This window comes from Stenotrophomonas maltophilia complex sp. Om-AH-Sm3, assembly GCF_059337855.1.
On sequence record NZ_JBYBLQ010000003.1, the window covers coordinates 63,158 to 75,652 of the forward strand.

15 protein-coding genes are annotated in these 12,495 nt (G+C 68.0%); 9 read left to right on the plus strand and 6 right to left on the minus strand.

The annotated features are described in order from the left end of the window. Nucleotides 1-2: 2 nt before the first annotated feature. The 4 genes from AC10QF_RS04790 to dkgB are packed head-to-tail and all read right to left on the minus strand — an operon-like array spanning nucleotide 3 to nucleotide 3,070. A complete protein-coding gene (locus AC10QF_RS04790; protein WP_069138424.1) occupies nucleotides 3-326 on the minus strand; it encodes a MoaF-related domain-containing protein in 324 nt (107 codons plus the stop codon). Beyond that, a complete protein-coding gene (locus AC10QF_RS04795; protein ID WP_111176457.1) occupies nucleotides 323-1,261 on the minus strand; it encodes a cyclase family protein in 939 nt (312 codons plus the stop codon). Before AC10QF_RS04795 ends, AC10QF_RS04790 begins: the two co-directional genes overlap by 4 nt. Before the next feature lie 19 nt (nucleotides 1,262-1,280). Continuing rightward, a complete protein-coding gene (locus tag AC10QF_RS04800; protein WP_494541847.1) occupies nucleotides 1,281-2,255 on the minus strand; it encodes a TIGR03571 family LLM class oxidoreductase in 975 nt (324 codons plus the stop codon). An 11-nt stretch (nucleotides 2,256-2,266) separates the two neighbouring features. Then, nucleotides 2,267-3,070 (minus strand): 2,5-didehydrogluconate reductase DkgB, encoded by an 804-nt coding sequence (gene dkgB / locus AC10QF_RS04805; RefSeq protein WP_095377517.1) that lies wholly within the window; start codon nucleotides 3,068-3,070, stop codon nucleotides 2,267-2,269. A gap of 118 nt (nucleotides 3,071-3,188) precedes the next feature. Here dkgB and AC10QF_RS04810 point away from each other — a divergent pair, with 118 nt between their 5' ends. Then, nucleotides 3,189-4,091, plus strand: coding sequence for a LysR substrate-binding domain-containing protein (locus tag AC10QF_RS04810; RefSeq protein WP_494541848.1), 903 nt, complete (start codon nucleotides 3,189-3,191; stop codon nucleotides 4,089-4,091). Between the two features lie 153 nt (nucleotides 4,092-4,244). Here the strand turns inward: AC10QF_RS04810 and AC10QF_RS04815 are convergent, their stop codons facing one another. After that, nucleotides 4,245-4,718 (minus strand): MerC domain-containing protein, encoded by a 474-nt coding sequence (locus AC10QF_RS04815; RefSeq protein WP_494541849.1) that lies wholly within the window; start codon nucleotides 4,716-4,718, stop codon nucleotides 4,245-4,247. A 32-nt stretch (nucleotides 4,719-4,750) separates the two neighbouring features. On the opposite strand from AC10QF_RS04815, the gene AC10QF_RS04820 reads away from it, so the two are divergent. From AC10QF_RS04820 to AC10QF_RS04855, 8 genes are all read left to right on the plus strand, one after another. Beyond that, complete coding sequence (locus AC10QF_RS04820; protein WP_095377519.1) at nucleotides 4,751-5,284, plus strand: ZrgA family zinc uptake protein; 534 nt, start codon at nucleotides 4,751-4,753, stop codon at nucleotides 5,282-5,284. Then, nucleotides 5,281-5,976, plus strand: a complete 696-nt coding sequence (locus tag AC10QF_RS04825; protein ID WP_494541850.1) for an ABC transporter ATP-binding protein — start codon at nucleotides 5,281-5,283, stop codon at nucleotides 5,974-5,976. The genes AC10QF_RS04820 and AC10QF_RS04825 overlap by 4 nt, the downstream gene beginning before the upstream one ends. Next, entirely contained in the window at nucleotides 5,969-7,222 is a 1,254-nt protein-coding gene (locus AC10QF_RS04830; RefSeq protein WP_494541851.1) for an ABC transporter permease, read from the plus strand. The genes AC10QF_RS04825 and AC10QF_RS04830 overlap by 8 nt, the downstream gene beginning before the upstream one ends. A 2-nt stretch (nucleotides 7,223-7,224) precedes the next feature. Continuing rightward, nucleotides 7,225-7,776 (plus strand): DUF3299 domain-containing protein, encoded by a 552-nt coding sequence (locus tag AC10QF_RS04835; RefSeq protein WP_005416718.1) that lies wholly within the window; start codon nucleotides 7,225-7,227, stop codon nucleotides 7,774-7,776. Then, complete coding sequence (locus tag AC10QF_RS04840) at nucleotides 7,766-8,386, plus strand: DUF3299 domain-containing protein (RefSeq protein WP_032954192.1); 621 nt, start codon at nucleotides 7,766-7,768, stop codon at nucleotides 8,384-8,386. The genes AC10QF_RS04835 and AC10QF_RS04840 overlap by 11 nt, the downstream gene beginning before the upstream one ends. Further along, a complete protein-coding gene (locus AC10QF_RS04845; RefSeq protein ID WP_494541852.1) occupies nucleotides 8,386-9,132 on the plus strand; it encodes a hypothetical protein in 747 nt (248 codons plus the stop codon). Before AC10QF_RS04840 ends, AC10QF_RS04845 begins: the two co-directional genes overlap by 1 nt. A gap of 181 nt (nucleotides 9,133-9,313) precedes the next feature. Continuing rightward, complete coding sequence (locus AC10QF_RS04850; protein WP_494541853.1) at nucleotides 9,314-10,846, plus strand: MFS transporter; 1,533 nt, start codon at nucleotides 9,314-9,316, stop codon at nucleotides 10,844-10,846. A 4-nt stretch (nucleotides 10,847-10,850) separates the two neighbouring features. Continuing rightward, nucleotides 10,851-11,408, plus strand: coding sequence for a TetR/AcrR family transcriptional regulator (locus tag AC10QF_RS04855; RefSeq protein WP_494541854.1), 558 nt, complete (start codon nucleotides 10,851-10,853; stop codon nucleotides 11,406-11,408). 184 nt (nucleotides 11,409-11,592) lie between these two features. On the opposite strand, the gene AC10QF_RS04860 is transcribed toward AC10QF_RS04855, so the two are convergent. After that, entirely contained in the window at nucleotides 11,593-12,471 is an 879-nt protein-coding gene (locus AC10QF_RS04860) for an AraC family transcriptional regulator (protein WP_494541855.1), read from the minus strand. Nucleotides 12,472-12,495 lie beyond the last annotated feature (24 nt).

Sequence of the window (12,495 nt, forward strand, 5' to 3'; positions counted from 1 at the left end):
CATCACAGCGCTGCCAGCGGCCCCTGCATGCGATGGAAGCTGCCATCGGTGGCGGTGAACCAGGCCAGCGAACGCCCGCCCACGAAATCGTCGACATGCACGACCGTAGCGCCATCGGCTTCCTGCCACGAAATGGCATAGACCCCGTCGCTGATCCGCTGCCACTCGCAGGCGGCTTCGCCCTGCGCACCGGCGTAGGCGCCGGAGACGATGGCGTACTGCACGTGGCGGCCATCGGCGCTGTAGACATTGTCGGCGGCCAGGCCGTCATAGCTGACGCGGAAGCGGCGGCCGGCGAACACGGGAAGGTCAGCGGCGGTGTTCATCGGATCGCCACCGGGTTGATGTTCACCTGGGTCGAGCCGACGTACAGCGGCTGGCCGAGCACGAACAGGAATTCCCAGGCCTTGTCGCGCACCAGCGCCCGGCTGTCGATCAGCTCCAGGTTGTAGATGCCGCGCTTGGCCAGCATGTACTGGTTGATCGGAAACTCCTCGGCACCGTCCGGGTTCGGGTAGACCTCCGAGGCCCAGGTGTCGCCACCGAAGGCGACGATGCCCTGGTCGGCCAGCCACTTCGCCGCCTCCATGCCGATGCCCGGTTCCACTTCCAGGAACTGTTTGTCGTCCTTGCCGATCAGTTCCAGCCAGCCGGTGTTGAACAGCACCACGTCGCCCTTGCGCAGGCTCAGGCCCTGCTTCTTCAGCACGGCCTGGATGTCGGCCACGGTGAACTCGGTGCCACCGGGCACGATCGCCTTGCCGTAGTACGCGGTCATGTCCAGCACGACGCCGCGGGTGACCATTGGCGGCACCTTCTCGACGCCGAGCTTGCGCACACCGTCCACGGTGACGAAGTCGGCGGCCTTGTTGCCGTTGTAGTAGACGTTGTCGATGCCGATATGGCCGATACCGTTGAGCTGGGTGCCAACGCCGGTCCAGGCGTTCACCAGTTCATCGTTGAAGGTGAACCTGTTGGGGCCCAGCGATTTGCCGGCCTGCTGGCCGACCTGAACGTTGTACAGGCGGAAGCTGCGGTGGCGGAACGCGGGCAGGTTCTTGTCCACCGGCACCGCCAGCGGATAGGTCTTGCCGGTCCTGACCAGCGATACCGCGTGCTTGACCACGTCCGCGGTCAGCAGGTTGGCCGCGCCGATCTCGTCGTCGGCGCCGTAGGCGGAGGGATACCAGTCCTCGGCGGTGGCCTGGAAGGACAGCGGCAGGGTGGCCAGCGCAAGCGCGGCCAGGGTCTTCATCTTCATGGCAAAGCTCCGGTAACTGTCAGGCCGTCGCGGGGGCGGTAAGCGGGGCATGCGGCGCAGCGGCGCCGGCATGGGCCGGGAAGTGCGGCAGCACGTACTCGGCGATTTCGTGGAAGGTTTCGGCCAACGGCCGTTCGTTGCGGCGGAACTGCAGGCCGATGTGGTCGACACCGGCCGCCTGCATGGCGTGCAGCTCGGCCAGCAGGGCGTTGCGGCCGCCGCGCAGGCCGAAGCGCCAGCGCTGCAAGGGGGCATCAGCATCGGCCACCAGGTCCAGGTGGATGAAGCTGGCATACGGCTTGTTGCCGGCCACGGCGCGCCAGGCCGCCACGCGCTGCGCATGGTCCTGCGGCGTGCCCGGGTAGGCCAGGCAGCCATCCATGTGCTGGCCGATCCATGCCGGTTGCTGCTGGGCCAGGCCGGCCACGAACAGCGGCAGGGCCGGGCCATCCGCGGGCAGCACGTCCAGGCCCTGCGGCAGGTGCGCGGCGGCGCCTTCGCGCAGCAGTGCGATGTGCTCGCGGAAGCGGCGGCCACGGCTGTCGAAGTCGCGGCCGAACAGCGGGTACTCCACCGGGCGGTCGCCACTGGCTACGCCCAGCAGCAGGCGGTCACCGCTCAGCCGCTGCACGCTGCACGCTGACTTCAGGGTCAGCAACGGCTCGCGGATCGGCAACACCACCGCACCGGTGCCCAGCAGGATGTGCTCGGTGATGCCGGCCAGGTAGCCGAGGTAACTGAACACCTCGAATACCTGCGCCGCATCGCCGAAGGCCGGGTCGTACACGGGCACGTCGCGTACCCACAGCGCACGGAAGCCAAGGCGGTCGGCCAACCGTGCCAGCTCCGCATGGCGCTGCAGGTCCGGTTCGCCGGGCAGGCGTCGCGCGGCGCGTCGTGCCTGTTCGCCCAGCGGCGTCCAGTCATTGTCCAGCGGTGCTTCGACGCCGATGCTGAAGCCACCGGCCTGCAGCCGCGTCAACGCACTACCCATGGCGAGGCGCCTCAGTCCCAGGCCGGGGCCAGGCCCGGCGGATCGACTTCGCGGCCGTTGCGGTCAAGCGCGGCGATCGCGGCCATGTCATCGGCATCCAGGTGCAGGTCCTGGGCGAGCAGGTTGCTGGCCAGGTTCTCGCGCTTGGTCGAGGACGGGATGACCGAGTAACCCCGCTGCAGGGCCCACGCCAGCGCGACCTGGGCCACGGTGGCCTGGTGCTTGTCGGCGATGGCGGCCAGCACCGGGTCCTTCAGCACCTTGCCGTAGGCCAGGGTCATGTAGGAGGTGACGGTGATGCCTTGTTCCTGCAGGAAGGCAGTCAGTGCCGGGTTCTGCAGGTAGGGGCTCAGTTCGATCTGGTTGGTGGCGATCTCGCCGGCGCCGACCACCTCGATGGCCTGCCGGGTCAGTTCGATGTTGAAGTTGGACACACCGATCTGACGGGTCAGGCCCAGCGATTTGGCTTCGGCCAGCGCGGTCATGTACTCGCGCAGTTCAACGCCATTGCCCGGCGCCGGCCAGTGGATCAGCAGCAGGTCGACGTACCCGGTGCGCAGCTTGGCCAGGCTGTCGCGCAGGCTCGGGATCAGCTTGTCGGCGGCGTAGTTGTCCACCCAGATCTTGGTGGTCAGAAACAGCTGGTCGCGTGGCACGCCGGATTCGGCGATGGCCTGGCCGACCTCGGCTTCGTTGCCGTATATCTGCGCGGTATCGACCGCACGGTAGCCGACGTCGAGGGCGTTGCGCACCGAATCGATGACGGTCTGGCCGGTCAGGCGGAAGGTGCCGACGCCAAAGGAAGGAACGCTCATGATGGACTCCAGGGACTTCGTTGAGAGCCGGTGGGCTCGGGACAGGGCGAAGTGTGGGCGCTTTACATTTGTTGATTAAGCCGTGTATACGGGAAATGCTTTTGCGCCGAGGTAAAAAATGAAAACCACCCTGGATGAGCTGAAGGCCTTCGTGGCCGTGGTCGACAGCGGTTCGATCACGGCCGCGGCCGAAGAGCTGGAGCTGACCATCTCCGCCACCAGCCGCACCTTGGCGCGGCTGGAGGACAAGCTGCAGACCACGCTGCTGCGGCGGACCACGCGGCGGCTGGAACTGACCGAAGAGGGCGCGGCGTTCCTGGAGTACGCGCGCACGATCCTGGCCACGGTGGACGAGGCAGAGGAACAGATGGCGGCGCGGCGGCTGCAGCCGGTCGGGCGCCTGCGCGTGGACGCGGCCACGCCGTTCATGCTGCACGTGATCGTGCCGCTGCTGGAGGGCTTCCGTGATCGCTACCCGCAGGTGGAGCTGGAGTTGAATTCCAACGAGGGCATCACCGACCTGATCGAAAAGCGCACCGATGTGGCGTTCCGCATCGGCGTGCTGCGCGATTCCACCCTGCATGCGCGACCGATCGGTCACAGCCGCATCCGCGTGGTGGCCAGCCCCGAGTACCTGCGACGGCACGGCACGCCGACGCGCGTGGAGCAGTTGCGCGAGCACGACCTGCTGGGTTTTACCCAGCCCAGTTCGTTGAACGAATGGCCACTACACGATGCCGATGGCGGCCCTTTCGTGATCGAGCCGGCGATCGCTTCATCCAGCGGCGAGACGCTGCGGCAGATGGCGGTGGCCGGGCTGGGCATCGCCTGCCTGTCCGACTTCCTGACCCGCCAGGATCGGCGTGATGGCCGCCTGGTGCAGCTGTTGGCCAGGCAGACGCAGGAGGTGCGGCAGCCAATCAACGCGGTGTACTACCGCAACACCGCGCTGGCTGCGCGCATCACCTGCTTCGTCGACCATGTGACGCAGACGCTGGGGCAGCGTCCGTTTGACGAATAAGGTGGGGTAGAGCCGGCCGCTGGCCGGCTTTTCCCACCTGACGGATCACCGCAGCTGCCGGCCAGCGGCCGACACTACCGTTGGCTGTGTTGCATGTTTCAGTAGATCCACGCCATGCGTGGATGGCGTGTTCCAACCGACCTGCAGCCGGTGTTAGCGGTTGTGCAGCGCCCGCCGATTGCCGATGTGTGCTGCCGCCAGCATCATGCCGCCGCACGCGGTGGTGACGCCATGCCAGAGCAGTGATTCCTTCAGCGGCAGGTACAGCGAGGCTGACAGTAGAAGGATCGCGCCGACGCACGCCAGCCGCAGGGGCCGCCCGCGCCCGTGCCGGTGCAGCCCGGCCGAGGTGCTCGCCAAGGCCAGCGACGAGGCCAGCAGCGCGAACAGCCATTCCCAGCGCGACATCATCAGCAGCACGGTCATCGCGCCATGGCCGGGGTGCTGGAACGAACGCAGCGCCATCATCGCTGCCGGCACGAAGGCCAGCAGCAGGGGCAGGGCGATGCAATGGGCGGCGCAGGCCAGGGACAGCCAGGCACCGGCAAGATCGAAGCGGGGGTGCCAGCGTGCCGAAGTTAGCGGCTGGGCCAGGGCCCTTGCGGGCGTCGTGGGGATGTGGTCCATAATGTTACATAGTAACAATTGGAGCGTCCCCCATGAAGCTTTCTGCTGCTCTTTTCCTGCTGCTGGCCGCCAGCGCCGCGCAGGCCCACGATATCCGCCAGCACGCACCGCACGTGCACGGCCAGGCCAGCGTCGATGTTGCGCTTGACCAGCAGACGCTGGAATTCGCCCTGCAGGCCCCCGGTATCGGCATCCTTGATTTCGAGCGGCCGCCGGCCAATGCGGCCGAGCAGTCCGCGCTGGCGCGTGCGACTGCGCTGCTGCAGGGCGGCAGCTGGGTCACCTTGCCTACCGCCGCGGGCTGCCGCCTTTCAGGCAACGATGCCAAGGCCGAGGGATTCGATGCGACGGCTGCCGCACCGCCATCAGGTCAGCATCGGCACGCGGGGTTCAGCGCAACGCTGCAGTACCACTGCGCCAAGCCTGCCGAGCTGCGGGCCATTGTCGTGCGCCTGCCCGCATTGTTCCCGGGCCTGCACGAAGTAATCGTCAACAGCGCCACCGCCCATGGCCAGAACCGCAGCGTGCTGACCCCGGACAACCTGCGCGTGGTGCTGGCTCCGTGAGCATGCGACCGGTGATCGCGCTGGATGGCGTGCAGTTCGGCTATGGCCGGCAGCTGGTGCTGGACGTGCCGCGGCTGTGGATCGAGCAGGGCAGCAGCGTGCTGCTGCGCGGGATCAGTGGCGGTGGCAAGAGCACGCTGCTGGGCCTGCTCGCGGGCGTGCTGCAGCCCTGCAAGGGCCGCATCGAGGTCGCCGGTCACGCGCTGCAGGCGATGCGTGGTGCCGCGCGGGACCGCTTCCGCGCCGACCACCTGGGTGTGATCTTCCAGCAGTTCAACCTGCTGCCGTTCCTCACCGTGCGCGACAACATCGCGCTGGGCCTGCGCTTCTCGCGCCTGCGCAGCGCACGCATCAGTGGCGCGTTGGATGCCGAGATCGCCCGCCTGCTGCAGGCCCTGCAGCTGGACCCGGCGCTGATGCAGCGGCGCGCAGGCACGCTCAGCGTCGGCCAGCAGCAGCGCGTGGCGGCGGCACGCGCCCTGATCGGCCGCCCGGCGTTGCTGCTGGCAGATGAGCCCACCTCGGCGCTTGACCGCGACGCGGCCACCGCGTTCCTGCAGCTGATGTCGGCGCAGTGCCAGGCGGCCGGCACCACAGTGCTGGTGGTCAGCCATGACGACAGCCTGGAGCGGTTGTTCGACCGCACGATTGCTCTGTCGCAGATCAACCAGGCAGGTGCCGGCCATGCTTGAGCTTGCCTGGGCCAGTCTGCGCAGCCGTGCGTTGAGCGTGGGCCTGACCGTGCTGGTCATCACTCTCAGCATGGTGCTGCTGCTGGGTGTCGAACGCGTGCGCATGCAGGCACACGAAGGCTTCGCCAGCACGGTGTCGGGCACCGACCTGATCGTCGGTGCGCGTTCGGGGCCGGTGAACCTGCTGCTGTACTCGGTGTTCCATATCGGCGACCCGACCAACAACGTGTCCTGGCAGTCGTATCAGGAGCTGTCCGCGCTACCGCAGGTGAAGTGGGCGGTGCCGTTGTCGCTGGGCGATTCCTGGCGCGGCTACCGCGTGGTCGGTACCAGCGATGGCTATTTCGAGCATTACCGCTATGGCGCCGGGCATGCGCTTGCGTTCGCCAATGGACGGCCGTTCGATGACCTGTATGACGTGGTGATCGGTGCCGAGGTGGCGCAGGCACAGAAGGTCGTCCTCGGCGATGAGATCGTGCTGGCGCACGGTACCGGTGCGGTGACCCTGGCCACGCATGCCGACAAGCCGTTCCGTGTTGCCGGCATCCTGCAGCGCACCGGCACGCCGGTGGACTCGTCGCTGCTGGTCTCGCTGGCGGCGATCGAAGCGATCCATGTCGACTGGCGTTCGGGCGTGCAGCTGCGCAGCCAGAGCGTCAGCGCCGAGCGGGCGCGTCATCTGGATCTGACCCCGACCAGCATCACCGCCTTCATGCTCGGCCTGAACTCGCGCATTGCCACGTTTTCGGTGCAGCGCAGGATCAACGAGTATCCGGACGAGGCGATGCTGGCGATCCTGCCCGGCGTCACGCTGCAGCAGTTGTGGCAGTCGCTGGGCATGGCCGAACGGGCGCTGCAGCTGATCAGCGCGATGGTGGTGGCACTCGGCATGGTCTCGCTGGTGGCGCTGCTGGTCTCGACCCTGCAGGAGCGGCGGCGCGAGATGGCGATCCTGCGTGCCACCGGGGCACGGCCGGGTTACATCGCTGCCCTGCTGGTGGTGGAGACGGTGGCGACCAGCGCGGTGGCCTGCTCGCTGGCGCTGGTGCTTCTGGTTGCCGCCAGCATGGCCGGGCGCGGCTGGGCGCTGGCCAACTTTGGCCTGTCGATTACCCATGTCTGGCCGGACGGCCGCGAGCTGGCCTGGGTGGCAGGCGTGCTGGCGATCAGCGCTGTGGCCGGGCTGGTGCCGGCGTTGCTGGCCTACCGGCGCACGCTGGCCGATGGCCTGTCGCCGGGAGGCTGAGCATGCGCTGGATGCTGTCGCTGCCGATGGTGTTGGCCCTGGCCGCCTGCGAGCGGCCGGTGGATACCGGTGTGCAGGCCTTGCCACCCTCGCCGGTTGTCGACCGCGCTGACGCTGCGGATGCGGCAGAGCAGGAACTGGACTGGTTGCAGATGATGCCGAAGGACGAGCTGGCCGCGCTGGAGCGGGGCGAGGGCCCGGAGGTCGAGCACAACGGCAACCGGCGCATGCCGCAGTTCGGTACGTTCCGTACGGTGGATACGGTGCTGCAGCGACCGGTTCGCCTGCCGGGTTACGTGGTACCGCTGGCCAACGCGCAGGACGGGCGGCTGACTGAATTCCTGTTCGTGCCGTACTACGGCGCCTGCATCCACGTGCCACCACCACCACCGAACCAGATCGTGCACGTGGTGCTGCCGCGCCCGATCGCGATGCCGGACATGTACTCACCATTCTTCCTGGCCGGCACCCTGCGTGCCGAACGGCTGGATGACGATCTGGCCGGCTCCGCCTACACCATGCGCGATGCACAGCTGAGGCCTTATGAACCGTAGCCCCTTGTTGCTGGTGCTGGGATGCCTGTGGCTGGCGGGCTGTACGTCGCCGGGCGGCGATGCCGTGGCGGTCACGCCGAAGGACACACCGGCTGCAGTCGCTACGGACGCTGCCGCGATCAACCGTTGGGATGCGTTGCGGCCCGATGAAGTCACCTACCAGCGCCCGCCGCCGCAGATCGGCCTGTCACGCGGTGGCATGGATGGCGTGGGCGGACTGATCGACGACACCGGCTCCGGCACGCCGCCGGGGCAGGAGATCGACCATTCCAGCCCGGACCGCGCGAAGCAGTTCGGCTCCTCGCGCGTGGTCGACGCCGTCGACGGTCGCGCGGTCGATCTGGATGGCTACGTGGTGCCGCTCGGCACCAACGATGCTGGATTGGTGGATGAACTGCTGTTCGTACCGTTCTATGGCGCGTGCATCCACGTGCCGCCACCACCACCGAACCAGATCATCCACGTGACCCTGGCCACGCCGATCGCGCTGGGCGATCTGTGGGATCCGTACCGGCTTGCCGGCCGCCTGCAGGTGAAGCGTTTCGACGCGGATATCGCCAGCGCGTCCTACGATGCTGCGGCGGCCACGCTGACGGCGATCCACAACTGATGCCGCGGCGCTGGATCATGGCTGCCGGGGTGCTGCTGGGCGCAGTCGTGCTGCTGGTGTGGTGGCAGCGGCAGCGCGCCCCCATCGCGCCACCGGCGGTCGCGTTTCCGGCGCCTTCTTCCGACGCCAGCCAACGCATCGAACAGCGCCTGGGCGATGACCACGCGTTTCGCAACGACATACTGTTCCTGCTCGCTGCAACCCTGCGCGACCGCTGCCAGCCAGCGCAGGCCGGGCTGCTGGCACGCATGGCCAATCGTGCCTCGCTGCCGGTGCTGGCGGCGGTCAGTGCGGTGACCCAGCAGGACCCATCGCTGGACCGGCCGATCTACCAGTACATCCAGCATCGCGCCGATGCGACGCCGTGCGGGCAGCCGCTGCAGATGCCGTTGGCCGGTGGGCGCAGCATGGCCGTGGACATCGAACAGTATGCGCGCACGTTTCCGGACAGCTACTTCGACCCGCAACGCAGCAGCGAACCGCGGGATTTTGGTGGACTGTCGCTGCAGCAGCGTGCCGGCAACGCCTGCAACAGCGTGGTGTATTCGGTGTTGCCATTGGGCGGTACCGATTGGCGGTGCAGCAGCCTGCGCGCGAATGCCCGTGCAGGGGTGCGCGGCCTGTGCGAGGTCGAACTGCGGCGCCAGCACGGTGGCATCGGCGGCGAGCTGGACGCCGCCGTGGGGCAGGGCATGCAGAGCGCGGTGGTGTCGGCGGTTGCCGCGCTGCCCGAAGACTGCCGGTGAGCGTCTACCCGCAGTGCCAGGCCACCCCTGGCCCGCTTCAGTAGAGCCAGGCCATGCCTGGCTGGCGGCGCAGTCGAGCAAGCCCGCCTCTACAAAAGCTGAATCGGTGGGCTTTGAAGGCCATAACTATACAGGACATCCTGTATAGTTATGATCATACTCCACCTCACCAGGTTCTCCCATGGCTTTGTCCCAGCCCCTGGCCGGTGCGCCGGCCCTGTCGCGTGCCCGTCGCTGGGCACTGCTGTTCACCGTCGCCGCTGGCCTGTTGCTGGTTACGCTCGACAACTCCGTGCTCTACACCGCACTGCCCACCCTGACTGAAGAACTCTCGGCCAGTGCCGGCCAGGCGCTGTGGATCATCAACGCCTATCCGCTGGTGATGGCCGGCCTGCTGCTGGGTGCGGGTACGCTGGGCGACCGCATCGGCCACCGCCGCATGTTCCTGATCGGCCTGGTGGTGTTCGGCGTGGCCTCGCTGGCGGCGGCGTTCGCCGACACTGCAGCGCAGCTGATTGCCGCACGCGCGTTCCTGGCGGTCGGCGCGGCCGCGATGATGCCGGCCACGCTGGCGCTGATCGGCCTGAGCTTCCACGAAGAGCGCGAACGCAACATCGCCATCGCGATCTGGGGTTCGGTGGCCATCGTCGGTGCGGCGCTCGGCCCGATCATTGGCGGCTGGCTGCTGCAGCACTTCTGGTGGGGCTCGGTGTTCCTGATCAACGTGCCGGTGGTGGTGGTCGCCTTCGTGGCCACGCTGCTGCTGGCACCGGAAGGCCAGCGCGACACCTCGCGGCCGTGGGACCTGGTTTCGTCGCTGCTGGCATTGGCAGCACTGTCCGGCCTGGTGCTGGCGATCAAGTCGCTGATCGCGACGCCGCCGTCGTACGCCCTGGGCGCGGGCGCGCTGCTGTTGGCCGTCATCAGCGGCGCAGCGTTCGCACGCCGCCAGCAGCAGTTGCCGTACCCGCTGCTGGACTTCGCGATCTTCCGCAACCCGGCGTTCCTGGCCGGCACGCTGTCGGCAGTGTTCACCCTGTTCGCCATGGCCGGCCTGCAGCTGGTCACCACCCAACGCTTCCAGCTGGTGGCGGGCTTTACGCCGCTGCAGGCGGGCCTGCTGGTGTCAGTGGCAGCGCTGGGCAGCCTGCCCAGTGCGCTGCTGGGCGGCAGCATCCTGCACCGAGTGGGCCTGCGCCCTTTGATCTGCGGCGGCCTGGCCGCAGGTGCGCTGGGCGTCGGCGTGGTGGCGTTCGGCTTCCCGCACGGCCTTGGTTGGGTCGTCGCGGGCATGGCGATCATGGGCTTTGGCATGGGTTCGGCCATCTCGGTGGCGTCCACGGCCATCCTCAACAACGTGCCGGCGCATCGTGCGGGCATGGCCTCGTCGGTGGAAGAGGTGTCCTACGAGTTCGGTGGCCTGCTGGCGGTGGCGACGCTGGGCAGTCTTAGCGCTGCGATGTACAGCGCGTTCCTGCCGGTCTCGGCCGATATGCCGGCGCTGGCCCGCGAGGGTTTCACCCAGGCGCTGCATGCCGCGCGCGCGAGCGGGCAGGGCGAGTGGTTCGCATTGGCTGCGGCGGCGTATGACCGTGGCTACCAGATCGTGCTGCTGGTGATCACGGCGGTGTTGGCGCTGGGCGCGACGATCCTGGCGCGTCTGCTGCGCGGCCGCGTCGGCAGCCGCGAGGGCGCGGCCGATCGCGTAAAATGACGCGATGAGAACCAGCAAGCGCGACCGCATCCTCGACGCCGCCGTCAACGTGATCAATCGTGACGGCGTGCGTGCGGTGACCTTCGAGTCGGTGGCGGCCGAGGCCAAGCTGACCCGTGGCGGCCTGCTCTACCACTTCCCGTCGCGCGAGGCGCTGCTGCGCGGCATCGACGAGCACCTGGTGCAGGCCTGGGAGTCGTCGATGGAAACGCTGCTGGGCAAGCGTGCGGACGAAGCCTCGGCGCTGGAGCGTTACCAGACCTTCGTGCGCGTCTCGGCGCAGAGCGCTACCCGTGCCGAGCTGATGTTCATGCTCGAATCGGCCGACCCGGACGCCGATGAGCGCCCGTGGGGCCCGGCGGTTCAGCGCTGGGCACCGTCCGCGCCGGAGGCTGGGAATGTGGATCCGACGACGCTCGACAATTTCGTGGCGCGCCTGGCGGCCGACGGCCTGTGGATCTACGAGGCGATGTACGAAGGGCAGCTGGATGAAGGCGTACGTGCCCAGGTGGCCGAGCGCATCGCCGGGCTGCTGGCGAAGTCTGACGGCACGTCCAGTTGAGCGGCCGGTCGGCGCGCAGACATCGTCCGTGGTAGAGCCGACCGCTGGTCGGCTGCTCTTCGGTCAGATCACGAAAATGCCGCATCGGTAGAGTCGATCGTTAGTCGACTGCCCTTCGGTCGGACAACGAACATCCCGCGCGTCGCGCGATAGTCGACCAGCGGCCGACTCTACCCCCTCACCTTTACCCAGCCTGGGCGGCGCTCGCGGCCAACCAGGCCCTGGGCGACGCCCCCAACCGCTTGCGGAACGCCTTCGACAACGACGCGGTATCGGCAAACCCCACCTCGACCGCTACCTGTTTGACCGCCACGCCGGCCCGCAGCTGCGCGCAGGCCAGGCTCAGCCGCCAGTCCAGCAGATAAGCGGCCGGCGTCGCCTGCATCACCTCCTTGAACACTGCCGCGAATGCGCTGCGCGACATGCCGGCGGTCGCGGCCATCCGGGGCAGCGTCCATTCGTCCTGCGGTGCCTGGTGCATCGCCACCAGCGTGCGTGCCAGCCTCGCGTCGGACAGCCCGCGCATCAGTCCGTGACTGACGCCCGCTGCATCCGGGTGGTCGACCACCCAGCGCAGGATCTGGATCAGCGCCACCTCGAACAGGCGATTGGTCAGCAGCCGTGAACCGCAGCGCTGGCGATCGGCCTCGGCAAACAGCAGCTGCAGGGTGTCATCCAGTTCGCCGATGGCCGCCAGCGGCACTACCATCACCGGTGGCAGCGACTGCACGATCGGATTGCGCGCACCGCCATCGAAATCCAGCGTGGCGCAGGTGAAATCCGGGCCATCCAGCGGCGCGTTGAAGAACACATGGTGCAGCGGCTGCGGGTACAGCAGCAGGCTGGGTGTGTCGATCTTCAGCCGGGGCAGCGCGCTATCGCCGTCGGGATGGCGGACTTCCATTTCACCCTGGCGCAGGATGTGCAGGAACGCACGACCGGGCTGCGGCTCGAAGACATGGCGCCCGCACAGCGGGCCACTGTGGAACAGCGCCGCCTGCACCCGGAAGCGTTCCAGCAGGCAGGAGAGTCGATCTGGCGCAGAGGCGGCGGGCATGCTCATGGACGTATGGACAACATGTATGGC

Coding starts and splice junctions, on each gene's coding strand:
- AC10QF_RS04860 (WP_494541855.1), bottom strand. CDS start 12,471: ATGAGCATGCCCGCCGCCTCTGCGCCAGATCGACTCTCCTGCCTGCTG.
- AC10QF_RS04820 (WP_095377519.1), top strand. CDS start 4,751: ATGAAGCTTTCTGCTGCTCTTTTCCTGCTGCTGGCCGCCAGCGCCGCG.
- AC10QF_RS04795 (WP_111176457.1), bottom strand. CDS start 1,261: ATGAAGATGAAGACCCTGGCCGCGCTTGCGCTGGCCACCCTGCCGCTG.
- AC10QF_RS04810 (WP_494541848.1), top strand. CDS start 3,189: ATGAAAACCACCCTGGATGAGCTGAAGGCCTTCGTGGCCGTGGTCGAC.
- AC10QF_RS04850 (WP_494541853.1), top strand. CDS start 9,314: ATGGCTTTGTCCCAGCCCCTGGCCGGTGCGCCGGCCCTGTCGCGTGCC.
- AC10QF_RS04835 (WP_005416718.1), top strand. CDS start 7,225: ATGCGCTGGATGCTGTCGCTGCCGATGGTGTTGGCCCTGGCCGCCTGC.
- AC10QF_RS04840 (WP_032954192.1), top strand. CDS start 7,766: ATGAACCGTAGCCCCTTGTTGCTGGTGCTGGGATGCCTGTGGCTGGCG.
- AC10QF_RS04800 (WP_494541847.1), bottom strand. CDS start 2,255: ATGGGTAGTGCGTTGACGCGGCTGCAGGCCGGTGGCTTCAGCATCGGC.
- AC10QF_RS04845 (WP_494541852.1), top strand. CDS start 8,386: ATGCCGCGGCGCTGGATCATGGCTGCCGGGGTGCTGCTGGGCGCAGTC.
- dkgB (WP_095377517.1), bottom strand. CDS start 3,070: ATGAGCGTTCCTTCCTTTGGCGTCGGCACCTTCCGCCTGACCGGCCAG.
- AC10QF_RS04830 (WP_494541851.1), top strand. CDS start 5,969: ATGCTTGAGCTTGCCTGGGCCAGTCTGCGCAGCCGTGCGTTGAGCGTG.
- AC10QF_RS04790 (WP_069138424.1), bottom strand. CDS start 326: ATGAACACCGCCGCTGACCTTCCCGTGTTCGCCGGCCGCCGCTTCCGC.
- AC10QF_RS04855 (WP_494541854.1), top strand. CDS start 10,851: ATGAGAACCAGCAAGCGCGACCGCATCCTCGACGCCGCCGTCAACGTG.
- AC10QF_RS04815 (WP_494541849.1), bottom strand. CDS start 4,718: ATGGACCACATCCCCACGACGCCCGCAAGGGCCCTGGCCCAGCCGCTA.